Origin of the sequence: Microcoleus sp. PH2017_24_DOB_U_A, assembly GCF_020738205.1 — a bacterium.
Taxonomy (GTDB): domain Bacteria; phylum Cyanobacteriota; class Cyanobacteriia; order Cyanobacteriales; family Microcoleaceae; genus Microcoleus.
This window is the reverse complement of the sequence record NZ_JAEQCT010000055.1, coordinates 1-15,680: the sequence shown is the minus strand read 5'-3', so window position 1 is coordinate 15,680 and position 15,680 is coordinate 1. Positions and strand designations below refer to the sequence as shown.

Below are 15,680 nucleotides of genomic sequence, written 5' to 3'. Positions count from 1 at the left end.
TTTGCAGTTAGCCTACATTTGCATTTTTTACCGATATCAGGACTGCTGGGTGAATCCTCCTATACCGAATTTCAAAAAGTTGAAAAAATTTTCTATTGGCCATCAGCAAAGTATCTGTTGTTTAATTTAGAGGAAGTTTGACGACTGCGAGCCAGAATTCCTCAATTAACCTGACTACTTTAGTAAATTGTACGAAGTCTACAGGCTTAGTTATGTAACAGTTGGCGTGGAGCGAGTAGGACTTGGCAATATCCTCCGGAGCTGCTGAAGTGGTGAGAATCACTACAGGAATTAATTTTAAATTAGGGTCAGTTTTAATTTCTTCTAGCACTTCAACGCCACTTTTTTTGGGCAGATTCAAATCCAGCAAAATTAAATCAGGACGGGGTACGCCCAGGTAGGGTGCTGTTTTGTGTAAAAACTTGATTGCTTCAACTCCATCCTCCACAAAATGTAAGTTATTCAATATTTTACCCTGACCGAAGGCTTCTATTGCCAAATCGGCGTCGCTGGGCGAATCCTCAATCAGCAGAATCTCAACGGGTCTAACAGTGCTTCGATCGCTCATAACTGGCGTATCCTTTTGATTAGAGGAAAAAAAAATTGAACTTTGACCCTTCAGCTATTAATTATAGGAATAGTGAAGTAAAAAGTCGCTCCTTTTCCCTCCTGAGATTCCACCCATATCCGCCCGCCATGGCGTTCCACAATGCGCTTGCACATCGCCAAACCTATGCCAGTACCGGAATATTCGCGGCGTCCGTGCAGGCGTTGAAAAATGATAAAAATGCGATCGGCATACTCAGGATCGATGCCAATGCCACGATCGCGGACGCTGAACAGCCATTCGCCCTCTTGCCTTTGGGCTGCGATCTGAATGAAGGGGATGTCTTCGCGGCAAAATTTGATGCCGTTGGCGATCAAATTTTGGAATAATTGCACCAGTTGAGATTCATCTGCCATCACCGTTGGCATCGCGTCGCAGGTGATGACAGCTTTGGTTTCGGCGATCGCAATTTGCAAATTGCACAAACTTTGCTTGACAGCAGCATTGCAGTCGGCTGGCTCAAACTCCTGACCCCTCGTTCCCAGTCGCGAATACGCCAACAAATCATTAATCAATTGTTGCATTCTGGTCGCGCCGTCAACAATATAATTAATATACTTATCGGCGCGATCGTCCAAATTTTCTTGATAGCGCTGGGCGAGTAATTGAGTGTAACTGGTAACGGCTCGGAGCGGTTCTTGCAAATCGTGGGAAGCCACATAAGCAAATTGTTCTAGTTCCTCGTTAGAACGCTTCAAATCTTCTGTAAGTTGCAGCATTTGCTCCTCTGCTTCTTTGCGGCCTGTAATGTTGTAAACCAACGCACAACAAGACAGCATATTCCCCAGATTGTCGAATACTGGACTGGTAGAAATATAAGTCCAAACATCTTTACCCTCCTTAGTTTTTAGTTGTACTTCACGTTTTTCACCAATAGCTTGCTGGCGCCAATCCACAGGATAGAGATTTGATGTTCTTTCCGGTTCGTCCGTGAAATCCAAAAGCGGTCTACCTAACATTTCTACTTCACTATAGCCAAGCATTCGTGCCATTGCGTGATTGACATAAGTCGTGAGGGAATTGCTGTCAATTACCCAAATACCTTCTTCTGCTAATTCAACTATTTGTCTGTACTTGAATTCGCTTTCCTGCAAAGCTGTTTCAGTTAGTTTGCGATCGGTGATATCTTTCATGAAACAGTGGTGACCGTTAAATGTCCCTTGGGCGTCGCAAGCTTTTACCAGAGTTATTTGCTTGTAAAAAAACGTTCCATTTTTCCGGACTCCTCTAGCTTCCACGTCTACTTTGCCAGAAATTAGCATCTCCTCATAAGCTGAGATTAGCATCTCAATATCATCAGGATGTACGGTGAGTATCCATTCCATACCGACCATTTCTTCGGGTTCGTAACCGCAGGTATGAGCGTAAGCTCGGTTAGCATTGACGTAGCGTCCCTCAATGTCCAGTCGCGAAATGCCTTCCACGGCATTTTGCAGGGCAATGGTGAGGTCGCGGAAATCTTTTTCAGCTTGTTTGCGATCGCTAATATCCTGACCGATACCCAAAAAACCGTTAATATTTCCGTTGTTGTCAAATAAGGCAGTCACAGACAGCAGTACCGGAAACCGCGAACCATCTTTGCGAATGTAACTCCATTCATTTTCGTCAGCTATTCCCCGACGCGCCCAGGCAACAAAAACCTCAAACTCCGGCTCTATTTTTACTCCCAATTCTTGAGAAAGAATTTCTGCTCTTTTACCGACCTCCACAGGATCGTGAATGATTGCTAGCGTAAATTTTCCCACCACTTCTTCGGAGGAATAGCCTAAAAGTTTCTGGGCTGCCAGATTAAATGTTTTAATCGTACCGTCTGGTTCGGTAGAAATAATTGTGTAGTTAGGGCTATTAAGAATTGCATTTTGCAGTTGCGTCAATTCTAACAAAGTGAACGCAATTTTTTGTCTGTAGGCGATTTCTTTTTGCAATTTGTGGTTGTAAATTTCAATTTGAGCAGTGCGAGCGACTACTCGACGCTCCAGAGTTTCATTGAGCAGTCGATTTTCTTCTTCTACCTGCTTGCGTTCTGTAATATCAGTAATAGTAGCAACATAACTTTTAACCTTCCCATTTTCTCCGACTTGACCGACAGCTTGACCGAATACCCAACTGATTTTAGTGCGATCGATGCCTTGAAAGCGGTACTCAGATTTAAACGGCAATTTCTCGGCAGCGGCGCTGTACCATTGGTCAAAAACCCGCTGGCGGTCGTCTGGATGAATGCCTTGGAACCACCCTTTACCCAAAGCTTCATCGCAGCCCATTCCCGAAATTTGACACCAGCGCTCGTTGACATACAAGCAATCTCCTATAGCGTCTGCATAAAATATTCCCACCGGCGAAGCTTCAGTTAAGGTTTGATAGCGAGCTTCTGTTTCTCGGCGTTCGATGATTTCTTGTTGCAGTATGCGATCGATCATCCCTAATTGAGTTGGACTCAGGAGAGTTAATGCTTGGGGAACTAAAGGAATTAATGCAAAAGCCGTGTAAGCAGAAATCGCGGCGGTAATCATTTTTAGACAGCCAGAAACCCAATAAACAGGATGCCAAAGCGTCCAAACTTCCATTACATGAGTAGTACCGCAGGAGATAATAAAGGCGGCAAACAGCCAAAAAATGTTGCGAAATGGCAAGTCTTTTCGCTGACTGATAAAATAAATTAGGGATAGGGGTATTGAATAGTATGCCAGGGCAATTATCGAGTCTGACACTATATGCAGCGCGACAAGCTCTCGCTGCCAAAGGTAACAGTGGCCGTGAGGAATGTAATTCCCGGTGAATAAGAGGTTATTTAAAATAGTCCACATGATAAAGAAATGGGTAATGGGGAATCGGGAATTGGGAATTGGGAATTGGTAATTGGTAATTGGGAATGGGTAATGGGGAATGGAAAATTTAACCCAATAACTTATAAGTTATCTCAAAATTCAAAAATCTACAGAAGACCGGGCGAAGGTCATTCGCGGCTACACAAACAAAACCCGCCTCCGCGGGTTGAAGTTTTATCTTTTTCCGTCTTCCTTCTTCCTTCTTCCGTCTTCCTTCTTCCGTCTTCCTTCTTCCTTCACCCATAAAAAAAGGGGCGAGCCCCAAGCCCGCCCCATCCAAAATTATGCTGCTGCTATTGATTAACCCAACAGCGCTTTAGCCTTAGCTACGACATTATCAACGGTGTAGCCAAACTTTTCTAGAGCAACGGGGCCTGGTGCAGAAGCGCCGAAGGTGTCGATGCTGATGCTGTCGCCTTCGGAACCCAAATAACGTCCCCAACCGAAGCTAGAAGCTGCTTCAACTGCTAACCGTTTGGTAACAGCTTTTGGTAGTACAGATTCGCGGTAAGTGGCATCTTGCAAGTCGAACAATTCCCAGCAAGGCATCGAAACGACGCGGACTTTATTGCCTGCGGCGCGCAATTTTTCAGCGGCATCAACGCAGAGGTATGTTTCGCCACCGGTGCCGATTAAAATGATGTCGGGAGTGCCGCCGTCGTCGGACAAAATGTAAGCGCCTTTGGCTGTTCCTTCGATCGAGCTTCCGGCCAAATTGGGCAAGTTTTGACGAGACAAAGCCATCAAAGTGGGGCGTTTGGGGCTTTCAACTGCCACCTTGTAAGCACCGGATGTTTCGTTTCCATCCGCAGGGCGCATTACCAATAAATTGGGGATGGCGCGCAGGGAAGCGATGGTTTCGACTGGTTGGTGGGTGGGGCCGTCTTCGCCCAAGGCTACGGAGTCGTGAGTCATGACATAGATGACTCCGGCTTCGGAGAGTGCGGAGAGGCGAATTGCGCCGCGCATATAGTCGGCAAATACCAAGAATGTAGCGCAGTAAGGTATTAAGCCACCGTGGAGGAGCATACCATTGGCGATCGCGCCCATAGCGTGTTCCCGCACACCAAACCGCAGGTTGCGTCCTTCGTATTGACCTTTTTGGAAATCTTTTTCACCCTTGAGCAAAGTCATGTTAGAAGATGCCAAGTCAGCGGAACCGCCGATCAATTCAGGTAGGACAGCAGCCAAAGCATTCAAACATTTTCCAGAATGATTCCGGCTGGAATCTGCCTTATCTTCCGGCTTGTAAGTCGGGAGAACTTTATCCCAACCTTCGGGAAGTGTGCCAGCAACGGTGCGCTCATATTCCGCTGCTTCTGCGGGATATTTTGCTTTATAATCAGCAAAAGCTTGATTCCATTCTTGCTCAGATTGAGCGCCGCGTTCAACTGCTTTGCGGAAGTGTGACAAAGCATCGCTAGGAATTTCAAACGGTGCGTATTCCCACTTCAAGAAATCGCGAGTTGCTTTCACTTCATCGGTACCCAAAGCAGCACCGTGAGAACTGTAAGAATTGCGCTTGTTGGGAGAACCGTAACCAATGATGGTGCGGACTTTAATCATGGACGGTTTGTCCGTGACTTTTTTCGCTTCTTCAATAGCTTTGTGAACTGCTTCTAGGTTAGTATCGTTGTCTAGAGCAGTATTGTCTACTGTAATAACGTGCCAGTTGTAAGCTTCAAAACGCTTGCCGACATCTTCAGTAAAGGCCAAGCTAGTGTCGCCTTCAATGGAAATGTGATTGTCATCGTACAGGGCAATTAATTTGCCGAGTCCGAGGTGTCCAGCCAAGGAACAAGCTTCGCCAGAAATGCCTTCCATGTGGCAGCCGTCACCCATGATGACATAGGTGTAGTGGTCAACAATGGTGTTACCGGGCTTGTTAAACTTGGCAGCGAGGTGAGCTTCTGCCATTGCCAAACCGACGGCGTTAGCAATGCCTTGTCCCAGAGGGCCTGTAGTAACTTCTACGCCTTCGGTGACAAAGTTTTCTGGGTGTCCGGGGGTTTTGGATTCCCACTGACGGAATTGCTTGATGTCGTCGAGGCTGACGCTATCGTAGCCGGTCAAGTGCATGAGGGCGTACTGTAGCATACAGCCGTGTCCGGCCGAGAGGACGAAGCGATCGCGATTGAACCACTTGGGGTTTTTGGGGTTGAACCGCATAAACCGATCCCACAGCACGAAGGCCATAGGAGCAGCGCCCATCGGCAGTCCCGGGTGTCCTGATTTTGCTTTTTCTACCGCATCGATGGCGAGAAAGCGGATAGAGTTGATGCAGAGTTCTTCGAGTGATTGAGTTGCAACAGCCATAATTCTGGTTTTTATATGTTAAGAGAGAGTGTGTGTGGTCGATTCTGGCAGAGGTGCGATGAGTCGAGTTCGATCGCCCGCGTCTCTGCTGTTCAGTTTCTGTGGAACTGCCGTGAGGCTGCACTACATATCATCTCACCACTTGCGATCGACAGACAACTTAATTTTTTAAGGTTTCGCCCGCTTTGGCAGTTGACAGTTGGCAGTTGGTAGTTGGCAGTTGGCAGTTGGCAGTTGGCAGTTGGCAGTTGACAGTTGGCAGTTGAGAGTGGGAATCAAACCGTTTATCTGTAAGGAGTTTAGTTTTTTTTTGTGAGATTATTTACGTCTGCGCCGGATGTGGCGGTTGCGATCGCAGATGTTAGTCAACAGTTAAGGCACGCCTGACGATCGCAAGTGTATCTTAGTTGTTTGAAAAATTCATCCCTGTTGCGCGGTTATGATAAAGTCTAGTGTTTCTCACATTTTGCAGCTTGGTCAGGAACAGGCAAGATGCTTGTCCCACAAAGAGTGAATTTTCTGGTGGGGTGAGCAGGCGAGCCCGCCCGGAGCGCCAGCACGAGAATAGTGCAAGATGTAAGATATTGGTAATTTTAACCAGGCAATAAGTAATGACTCTGAGTGAAGCCGAAGTCCGCAGTCAAAAAGTAGAAGAACTGCGATCGCAAGGCATAGAACCGTATCCTAGCCAATCCTACGCGCGATCGCACACAGCCCAACAAGTTCGCGAAATATTTAGTCAGCCGGGAAAAGAACTCGCCAATGGAGAAAGCGATCCCGAAGAAATTTCCCTGCGATTAGCAGGCCGGATTATTTCCAAGCGAGACAGCGGCAAAATTGGTTTCATCGATTTAAAAGACGCCACAGACAAAATTCAACTCAAAATCGAGAAAGCAATCGTCACCGGTGAAGTCGGTTTGAGCTTTGAACAAATTAAAAAATTGCTTGATATCGGCGATTTTGTCGGCGTCCAAGGTATTGGCTGCCGCACGCCTCGGGGAGAACTTTCTATTTTAGTGCGGGAATTCACCCTTTTATCAAAAGCTACAATCCAATTTCCCGATGCTTATTACGGCATTAACGATCCCGAAGTTTGCCGCCGCCACCGCGAAATGGATTTGGCTAGCAACCAAGATGCGCTCAACCGTTTCATGCTCCGCAGCCGCATCGTTCAAAGCATCCGTTCCTATCTCTGGAAAGCAGATTTTTACGAAATAGAAACACCGACACTCCAAGCTATTTACGGTGGTGCTGCTGCTAAGCCGTTCATGACGCACCACAATGCTTTGGAAGTAGACTTATATTTGCGAGTGGCACCGGAACTGTTCTTAAAAAGAGCTATTTGCGGCGGTTTTGAGCGAGTATTTGAACTAGGAAAAGCCTTTAGAAATGAGGGTATTGACAGCACTCACAATCCCGAGTTTACCTCCTTAGAAGTTTACCAAGCTTATGCAGATGTGTTCGACATTTTAACAGTTGTCGAAGATGTGATGTGTTTTGCGGCGGCGGCTGTCTTTGGAGATGTCGTGGAAATTGAAAATCAGGGAGAAACCATCAGTTTAGAGCGCAAGTTCGACTACAGCGACAAATATCCCGGTTTTAGCGGCAAACACTGGCAAGTTAAAACGATGGTGGAAGCTGTCAGAGACGAGTTTGGGCTGGATTTTGACAGTTTGGACTTGGAAAGTGCGATCGGCTCTGCAAGCAAGCTAGAACTGCATCTGTCAAAGTTAGAACAACAAAGTTTAGGCTACGTCTTGTACGCAGTTTTTGACAAATTAGTTGTTCCCAAACTAATTCAACCGACATTCATCATCGACTATCCCGTCGAAGTCAGTCCCTTAGCCAAAGGACACCGCAGCAAACCGGGATTTGTCGAACGTTTCGAGCTATTTATTAATGGCACAGAATACTCAAATGGATTCTCAGAATTGAACGATCCGAAAGAGCAAAGAAAGCGCTTTGAAGAACAGCTAGCGCAGAAAAATGCAGGCGACGACGAAGCGCATCCCATGGATGAAGACTTCATCCAAGCGCTATCTTTGGGAATGCCGAATTGTGCGGGAATGGGCATCGGCGTAGATAGATTGGTGATGCTTTTAACTAATACTCAAAGCATCCGAGATGCCGTAATGTTCCCGACAATGCGGCCAGTGAAAGATTAGTCAAATTTTGTAGGTGGTGTCTTGATTTATCAAGATTATAGCCCTTCTCAGATAGGTGAGGTACGTTGTTGGGCTTTAGCCCTCTTAGTGTATTATATAAGCTGTCAGTCATACCTCATCTTTTAGAGAAAAGCTCTAGTTAGACTCGAAAGGCTTTTGGATTTTCAAATCCCAAAATCCAAATTGACTTTTCCCCCTCAAAGCCGTGTCCGATCAATTAACCGCAGTAAGATTCGTTTGTAGTGCGGACTTCAGTCCGCAGCCAAAAAGCGGAATTAATTAAAGTACGTTGTTGGGCTTTAGCCCTCTTTAGACATATATAAAAAGGGCTAAAGCCCAACAACGTACCTATTGATGCAAAAAATCGTTTAAAATGGAATTGCGCCCTAATCTTGCAAAAAAATAACTTCTCATTGTTAACTCAGAAAATATGACACTTATTCAAGAAAAAACTCTAGCCTCAAAAGTTCGCGCCGACTTCCCCATTTTGACGCAAAAAGTCAACGGTAAACCGCTAATTTATTTAGACAACGCAGCGACTTCCCAAAAACCCCTAGCTGTACTCAACGCTTGGCGCGATTACTACGAACAATACAATGCCAACGTCCACCGCGGCGCCCACACTCTCAGCGCCAAAGCAACTGATGCTTACGAAGGTGCGAGAGACAAAGTTGCAGCATTTATCAATGCAGCATCGCGACAAGAAATTGTTTACACTCGCAACGCCACGGAAGCAATTAATTTAGTTGCTTATTCTTGGGGTTTAAGCAATCTGCAAGCGGGAGATGAAATTATCCTGTCGGTGATGGAACACCACAGCAATCTCGTTCCCTGGCAAATGATTGCTCAAAAAACTGGTGCGGTGTTAAAGTTTGTAGAGTTGACTGCAACTTACGAGTTTGATTTGGAACAGTTTAAAACGCTGGTTTCCCACAAAACTAAGTTGGTATCTGTGGTTCACGTTTCCAATACTTTAGGCTGCATCAATCCAGTCAAAGAAATATGCAAAATTGCCCACAGTTTCGGCGCCAAAGTTTTAATTGATGCTTGCCAAAGCGTGCCGCACATGGTAGTAGACGTGCAAGCAATGGATTGCGATTGGCTGGTTGCTTCCGGCCACAAAATGTGCGCTCCGACTGGTATCGGTTTTCTGTACGGTAAACTAAACTTGCTGAGAGAAATGCCTCCGTTTTTCGGCGGCGGCGAGATGATTGCTGATGTGTTTCTCGAATATTCCACCTATGCTGATTTGCCGCACAAGTTTGAGGCGGGGACTCCGGCAATCGGTGAGGCGATCGCCCTTGGTGCTGCGATCGACTATCTTAGTAACATAGGCATGGATCGGATTCACGCTTGCGAAGCCGACTTGACGGCTTATCTCTTCCAACAGTTGCGGCAAATTCCCGAGATCAAAATCTACGGGCCACAACCAGACAGCAACGGCGAAGGTAGGGCAGCGCTAGCATCATTTAGCGCCGGAGAACTTCACCCTCAAGACTTGTCCACCATGTTGGATGCGGAGGGGGTCGCGATTCGTTCCGGGCATCACTGCACGCAAGCTTTGCACCGCTATTTGAACATTTCATCTACTGCACGGGCGAGTGTGTATTTTTACAATACCCATGAGGAGATTGATGTGTTTGTCAAAGCCTTGAAAGAGACGATCGACTTTTTTGGTGAGATGATGGGGTAAGCTTTGTGGGGTGGGTATTTGCCCACCTCAGTTACCAAAGTTTTTTTGTAAGGATTCAGTTTAGCAGAATGCCTTTTACAATTGCACATCCGATCGCAGCCGCGCCCATCTGGTTGCTATCTAAACGAAAATTGGATTTGTTAGCGATCGCAATTGGGACAATGATACCCGATTTGCAATATTTTATCGCCCTAAAACCAGTCAGAAGCATTGGACACAGTTTACCAGGAGTGTTCGTTGAAGGTATACCCTGTTCCCTGGTTATGTTGCTAGTGTTTCATTTGTTTTTCAAGCATCCGCTGCTGGCACTTGCTCCCTCACAGGTAGCCGATAGACTACCACCAATCAGACGATACTCGTTCTTTCCATTATCTAGATTTTTAATCATTATAGCATCGATCGCGATCGGTGGCATCAGTCATATTGTTTGGGATGATTTTACTCATTCCACAGGATGGTTTGTCGTCAACTTTCCTCTGCTGCAATCTAAGATTGTGTCTCTACCACTTTACAAATTACTTCAATATGGAAGTGGCATATTCGGGCTCTGCGGTTTGTCGATTTGGTTTTTAGTATGGTTACTCAACACTCAACCTCGCCAAAAGCAAGAAACGCTACCTATTTCCTGGAAATTATTAGCAACTGGCTGCATTTTGCTCACATCTGGTATCTTCGCAGCAATTGCCGTAAAATTACACCTAGCCGAGGATGGAAGTTTTTCGGGGATAGTTGTTAGAGCTGTTATTGGTTCTATTTCCGGGCTATTTATCGGTTGTTTTTTATACTCAGCTACATTCTGGAAGCTCAAAGGTTTTCAGCAATTAAACTAAGAATTGGGTAAAAAAGATAATTCTCAATTCCCTTCCAGTATCCGCGTTCATTCGCGTGCATCCGCGGCTCAAAAAAGAACGCTTTTTGGGAACTAACTTTGCCCGTGCTACAATAAAACCAGAGTTTTCTCAGCTCAAGGAGATTTTGAGATGATTGCTACCACTTCAAGTTTAGCCGAACAGAGAAGACTTCTAGAAAATATTAGCTGGCGAACCTTTGAAACCTTGCTCAAAGAAATAGGCGATAAGCGAGGTTATCGCATAGCTTACGATGAGGGTATGCTAGAAATCATGACTCCTTCATACCTTCATGAAAGTTATAAACTTCAATTTCATCGTTTCATTTTCATTTTGGCAGAAGAACTCGACATTGAAATTAAAAGTGTGGGCTCAACTACTCTCAAACTTAAAAATACCAAAAAAGGCATAGAACCAGATAGCTGCTATTATATCCAAAATGAAGCAGCAGTCAGAGACACGCAAGAACTGGATTTAGAAACTGCCCCACCGCCTGATTTAGCCATTGAAATAGATATTACCAGCAGTTCAATTAATAAGTTTGCCATTTACTCAGCACTTGGAGTCCCGGAACTCTGGCTATATAACGGGCGAGTTTTGAAATTTTATCAGCTAGTAGAAACAGAATATATTGAGCGCGACTTTAGTATTGCTTTTCCCTTTGTATCAGCAGCAGAAATGGCTGGGTTTTTCACTCGCACTCAAACGATGGGGGAAATTGCTTTGCTGAAATCTTTTAGGACTTGGGTTAAAGGGAAAATATAGCATCAGAAATTACGGACAAAATGGCTTTTATTGTGGCGAGTTGGCAAGATCGTGTCCGCAGTCAGTAGCACGATAAAATAGGTTTGTAGTAAGGACTTTAGTCCTCTTTAAACTATGAGGACTAAAGTCCTCACTACGAACTTTATAACGGCGGACACGATCTAAATTTAGATAATTAAAACTCACTAATTTCAGGATGGATAAACTGATAGCCAGCCGCCTTAATTTTTTGATTCGATACCCTCGCATTATAAGGCCGCACGCTGCTCACAGATGTATCCCAAGTAGCTTTCGGTAGATTGTGAGTTTCAAAAATGCGATCGACTAATTCGCGACTGGATAGCGACACATCCCCGACTAAATTGTAAATCCCCTGCAATCGATTGTCCAATGCAAAGGTCAATCCCCCAACAATATCATCTCGATGCACCCAATTTGTCGCATCTTCCCCGGCGCCCGGACGAGTTGTCCCAGCCCAACGTCCAAAGATTTTAACTAATTCTCGCCCGGGCCCGTAAATGCCACCCAAACGGAGAATGCAAACTTGCAGGTTTGGATTCGATGCTGCTAATAAAACTCGTTCGGTTTCGGCGAGAATTTCACCGTTGGGATTGGCGGGCGCGACGGGTGATTCTTCGTTTACCAGTTTACCTTGACAGTCGCCGTACACTGAATAAGTACCCGTATAAATCACCTGCTTGACTGTCGGTGTTTGCTGTAAAACTGATACCAAAGTTGTCACAGTTTCTAAGTAACTTTCTCGATAAGCATCAGCATTTCGAGCACCGACGCACAGCATAACAGCATCTTGGTCTTGCAGTAAACTCGCGATCGCACCTGCATCATTTCCCTTAAGCACAACTACCCGCTGGGCGACACCCTCCAATTCACTAACTCGGCTCGCTGTCGTAGTTGTCGCCGTCACGGTACAATCAGATTTACCGCGTAAATGTCGGGCTGTCGCAGTACCCACATAACCGCAGCCGACGATCGCAACTTTCATCAAAAATTCTCCATTTTGTCCTAGCTTTTAAGATTATTGCCGGTTTTTGCGAAGATTCGAGGTCAGGTTTGTGGTACGATCGAGATCGTCGCGAGCGATCCCAGTTGCATCATGTCCGAACAAGATATTTTTGCTACATCTTCAGAAACCGAACTTTTAGCTTTTTACGGTTCTTTATTTGCGATCGCAGCCGCCGACGGTTCTGTTGATATTGACGAACTAAATTTGTTCTTTAAAACCATAAATTTAGACAAGTTTTCGGATTCAGCCAAGGCTCAAATCCAATCCTACACAGCGACTCCACCATCTCTGGGCGACTGTTTGCAAACTCTCAGTCAGTCAAAAGAACCGCTGCGCTTGGGAGTCATGTATTTTTTGATCGGCATTGCTTTGGCAAATAATACCCTGCATCCCACAGAAAGCGAGGCGATTCAATCCGCGAAAAAAATGCTCGCAGTTTCCGATTTGCAAATTCAAGCCATGCAAGAATTCATCGCAGACATGAAACAAATACAGGAGGCTGCGCCCAAAAAAAATCAAGCATCAGCATCATTTAATACTGCCGTTTCCCAGCTCAAAAATAAGGGCATTCCTCTCGATTTAATCGACCCCAAAAGAACCACCATAAACCTCAGCAATCCGCAACCAGATTATTCCGATGAAAGTTTTTGGGCAAAACTTAAAAAATTTGCTTTAAGCGCTGGCCGAGAAGTAGTTGAAAAAGCTTTGACGCTTTATTACACTGCTCAAAATCCCAACGTACCGGCTTGGGCTAAAACCGTTGTTGTGGGAGCTTTGACCTATTTTATATCTCCGGTTGATGCGATTCCAGATATATTAGTCGGTGTCGGATTTACAGATGATTTGGGGGTGTTGCTGGCGGCGATAGCGACTGTTTCAGTATACATTAATGCTGAAACTAAAGCACAAGCACAGCAGAAAATGAGTGATTGGTTTGGTAAATAATCTTATCAGGTTTGTAGTAAGGACTTTAGTCCTGCTAAACTTAAAAATTAAGAAGGACTGAAGTCCTCACTACGAACTTTTAAGAAGGACTGAAGTCCTGACTACGAACTTTTAAGAAGGACTGAAGTCCTGACTACGAACTTAGTGATTGTGGATTCTCAGTCTTTCAGCGGCTTACCTTCTCGATTGATAATACGGCTTTCACCATCTTTAGCCGTGACATTTTCATAAACCCCTTCATCTCGCTTCACATACTTGCTGAAGCCCTGATTTTTGTAATCAGTGTCGGATGTCGGCTTCATCAACCTCGGAGCGCTCAGCATTCGGCGTACCGGAGTATCTCCAGGAGTATCCCCAAGTTCGCACTTAGCCAACTCGCATAGTTGGGCCCAAGTCGAAACTTCCAGGTTCATGCTGTGCGAAACTTCTAACTGCTGGTTGTTTGTGGGACAAAAATAATCGTATACAGGCATACTAAGAATCTCGCTTGCAACTACTAAAATTACTAATTGCACGGTAACAGTGAGTATTATAACTCAAAATTACTAACAATTCAAGCCAAAAAAGCAAAGTTTACTATTTTTAATGGTTGTTGAAACAGCAAATCAGCTATATTATTAACCCTGTGCAGTTGCTCCCGAATGCGATCGAGACCAAGCCCAATACTACGCTACCCTGAAATCCTCTGACTCGATCGACGGCTAGCAAATGCCCCCAAGACTTCTCTGAATGCCGTCAAAGGATTTATCGTCATTTCAGACTGCGCCCAAACTACTGATTTTAAGTTTCAAGTGTATTCATCTATTCACCAGTGAGGATTTACCGATGAGCGATTTCAAAGTTACGCCAGAAGTGGAGCTGAATACAGCTCAAATGTTGGAGCGATACCAACTACAAGATGAGACTATTCTGCGGCGTTGGGCAAAACTGCACGGCATCAACAGCACTCGCGGTTTCTTCTATCCTAGTGAAGTAGATTTGATGGATCACGCTCACCATCACCTCTACAATTTGGGAATGAGTGTTGCTGAGTATCAAAGTCTTTTAGACAGGCGCCGCAGCCATTCTCAGACATCAGGGGATCAAAATAAAACAGTAGCAAGTCAAGTTGCTGATGAAGCATACGATGCCATAGAAATGCTGACAGATCAGTATTCAGAAGCTATTGATTTAATGGGAGAACGTATAGCAGATCATTTCATCGATGAACTCGATTTATCTGTGATGCGACACCTTTCTCAAAAAGTTAAAGATCGTCGCACACTCAACGGCCAAACTAAAAAACCCAACCGTTTTCTCCAAGTGATTAAAGCTGTGTTGCAACCGAGCAGTGAAAATACGCTTCTGGTTCCCAGAAAAGATGATGACTCTAGTTTAGAATTAGAACACCATCACCGGCTCGGCTAGCCGATTGATTTGCAAGGCTAAGCGCTACTTGTCGCGGTAAGGTGCGCGCCGCGCACCCTACATAATTAGGTTATGTTTCCGGGATTGTGAAGGCAATAAACTTGCTGTTTTTAACCAAGAAGAATGGGTTTAGAGCCTCCTCCTTCGAGGGAGAAATAAAACAAAATTATTCACTGTTTCATTCCTAGGACTTATAGGTAGAGGTCGCTCTCCAACTGTCAACTGTCAACTGTCAACTGTCAACTGTTGAACAGCCTAATTTACCTTGCAATTATCAATTTAAGACTGGAGAGAGATGTGCTTTGCCTCGGAATTACCTAAAATATAGGTTTAATTGAAACAGTTAATCTAGCTAAAGGTAGAGAAATGATTAAATCATGGATGGTAATTGGAGCAGTCGTCTTGATAGTAGCTTTGGCGATTAACAGAATCTCGACCAGTGACATCCAATGGTTCAACCGATTAGTGCGTCCGAGATGGCTAAAAATTGAAGCAGCAATTCCCATAATTTGGACAGTAATTTTTATTTGTGGAGCTTGGTCAGCAGTGATTGTTTGGGAGCAAGCACCGGGAACTCAGGAGACTTGGTTGAGAATGGGTTTGTACCTGCTTTTAGAAATAGTAACTATGTCTTACACGTCGGTTATGTGCAAAGTTAGGAGCCTCAAAGTCGGTACGATAATCGGCGGAACTGGCGCAATTTTAAGCGTGCTGCTAGCTTTGAGCGTGTTGGCTGCTTCTGAATCAGCGACCTTGTTATTGCTGCCTTACATACTCTGGAGTCCGATCGGCACTTACACGACTTGGGCGATGATGCACCTCAATCCGGCGGATGTTTAATTGATAGAAGTCCGAGGGAAGTCGGAAGAAGGAAAAGGGAAAAGGGAAAAGGGAAAGATTTTTAGGGTGTGTCGCCATCAACAATTTTTATATTCAATCGACAATCTCACACTGAGGGTTGTCTTATAACTGTTGAAGCTCCCTGGTCAGGGGGAACGCATCTTATTGAACACTCTTCGCTAGTGGTGAGTATATTTTGAGATAAATTCACCATTCTTAGAAGCTATAGATACGCTTTGTAATGA

At 44.9% G+C, this 15,680-nt stretch carries 13 protein-coding genes; 8 read left to right on the top strand and 5 right to left on the bottom strand.

The features are described from left to right. Window positions 1–121 precede the first annotated feature (121 nt). The 3 genes from JGK07_RS16180 to tkt all read right to left on the bottom strand — a co-directional run bounded on the left by JGK07_RS16180 (window position 122) and on the right by tkt (window position 5,748). Window positions 122–568 carry a response regulator gene (locus tag JGK07_RS16180; RefSeq protein ID WP_293155910.1) on the bottom strand — a complete coding sequence of 149 codons (447 nt, stop codon included), beginning with the start codon at window positions 566–568 and terminating at the stop codon, window positions 122–124. Between the two features lie 50 nt (window positions 569–618). Then, window positions 619–3,315: a PAS domain S-box protein gene (locus JGK07_RS16175; RefSeq protein ID WP_293197527.1), complete on the bottom strand. Its 2,697-nt coding sequence runs from the start codon at window positions 3,313–3,315 to the stop codon at window positions 619–621. A gap of 417 nt (window positions 3,316–3,732) precedes the next feature. Beyond that, a complete protein-coding gene (gene tkt, locus JGK07_RS16170; protein WP_293175669.1) occupies window positions 3,733–5,748 on the bottom strand; it encodes a transketolase in 2,016 nt (671 codons plus the stop codon). A gap of 34 nt (window positions 5,749–5,782) precedes the next feature. Between tkt and JGK07_RS16165 the strand changes: the two genes are divergently transcribed. From JGK07_RS16165 to JGK07_RS16145, 5 genes are all read left to right on the top strand, one after another. Continuing rightward, window positions 5,783–5,920 carry a hypothetical protein gene (locus JGK07_RS16165; RefSeq protein WP_293290953.1) on the top strand — a complete coding sequence of 46 codons (138 nt, stop codon included), beginning with the start codon at window positions 5,783–5,785 and terminating at the stop codon, window positions 5,918–5,920. Between the two features lie 439 nt (window positions 5,921–6,359). Next, window positions 6,360–7,913 carry a lysine--tRNA ligase gene (gene lysS / locus JGK07_RS16160; RefSeq protein ID WP_293204507.1) on the top strand — a complete coding sequence of 518 codons (1,554 nt, stop codon included), beginning with the start codon at window positions 6,360–6,362 and terminating at the stop codon, window positions 7,911–7,913. A 430-nt stretch (window positions 7,914–8,343) separates the two neighbouring features. Then, complete coding sequence (locus JGK07_RS16155) at window positions 8,344–9,606, top strand: SufS family cysteine desulfurase (RefSeq protein ID WP_293175675.1); 1,263 nt, start codon at window positions 8,344–8,346, stop codon at window positions 9,604–9,606. A 68-nt stretch (window positions 9,607–9,674) separates the two neighbouring features. Beyond that, window positions 9,675–10,436 carry a DUF4184 family protein gene (locus tag JGK07_RS16150; protein ID WP_293175677.1) on the top strand — a complete coding sequence of 254 codons (762 nt, stop codon included), beginning with the start codon at window positions 9,675–9,677 and terminating at the stop codon, window positions 10,434–10,436. A 150-nt stretch (window positions 10,437–10,586) separates the two neighbouring features. Then, the gene (locus tag JGK07_RS16145; protein ID WP_293175679.1) at window positions 10,587–11,219 is read left to right on the top strand and encodes a Uma2 family endonuclease; all 633 of its coding nucleotides are present in this window, start codon (window positions 10,587–10,589) and stop codon (window positions 11,217–11,219) included. Between the two features lie 175 nt (window positions 11,220–11,394). Here JGK07_RS16145 and JGK07_RS16140 read toward each other — a convergent pair whose 3' ends face one another. Then, on the bottom strand, window positions 11,395–12,222 hold the full coding sequence (locus tag JGK07_RS16140; protein ID WP_293224415.1) for an SDR family oxidoreductase: 828 nt from the start codon (window positions 12,220–12,222) through the stop codon (window positions 11,395–11,397). Between the two features lie 111 nt (window positions 12,223–12,333). Here JGK07_RS16140 and JGK07_RS16135 point away from each other — a divergent pair, with 111 nt between their 5' ends. Beyond that, a complete protein-coding gene (locus JGK07_RS16135; protein WP_293211161.1) occupies window positions 12,334–13,188 on the top strand; it encodes a DUF1232 domain-containing protein in 855 nt (284 codons plus the stop codon). 158 nt (window positions 13,189–13,346) lie between these two features. Here JGK07_RS16135 and JGK07_RS16130 read toward each other — a convergent pair whose 3' ends face one another. Further along, window positions 13,347–13,661: a zinc ribbon domain-containing protein gene (locus tag JGK07_RS16130; protein ID WP_293175685.1), complete on the bottom strand. Its 315-nt coding sequence runs from the start codon at window positions 13,659–13,661 to the stop codon at window positions 13,347–13,349. 352 nt (window positions 13,662–14,013) lie between these two features. Between JGK07_RS16130 and JGK07_RS16125 the strand changes: the two genes are divergently transcribed. Both JGK07_RS16125 and JGK07_RS16120 read left to right on the top strand, forming a co-directional pair. Further along, the gene (locus JGK07_RS16125; RefSeq protein WP_293175687.1) at window positions 14,014–14,595 is read left to right on the top strand and encodes a hypothetical protein; all 582 of its coding nucleotides are present in this window, start codon (window positions 14,014–14,016) and stop codon (window positions 14,593–14,595) included. A 366-nt stretch (window positions 14,596–14,961) separates the two neighbouring features. Beyond that, window positions 14,962–15,435, top strand: coding sequence for a TspO/MBR family protein (locus JGK07_RS16120; RefSeq protein ID WP_293175689.1), 474 nt, complete (start codon window positions 14,962–14,964; stop codon window positions 15,433–15,435). Window positions 15,436–15,680: the final 245 nt, after the last annotated feature.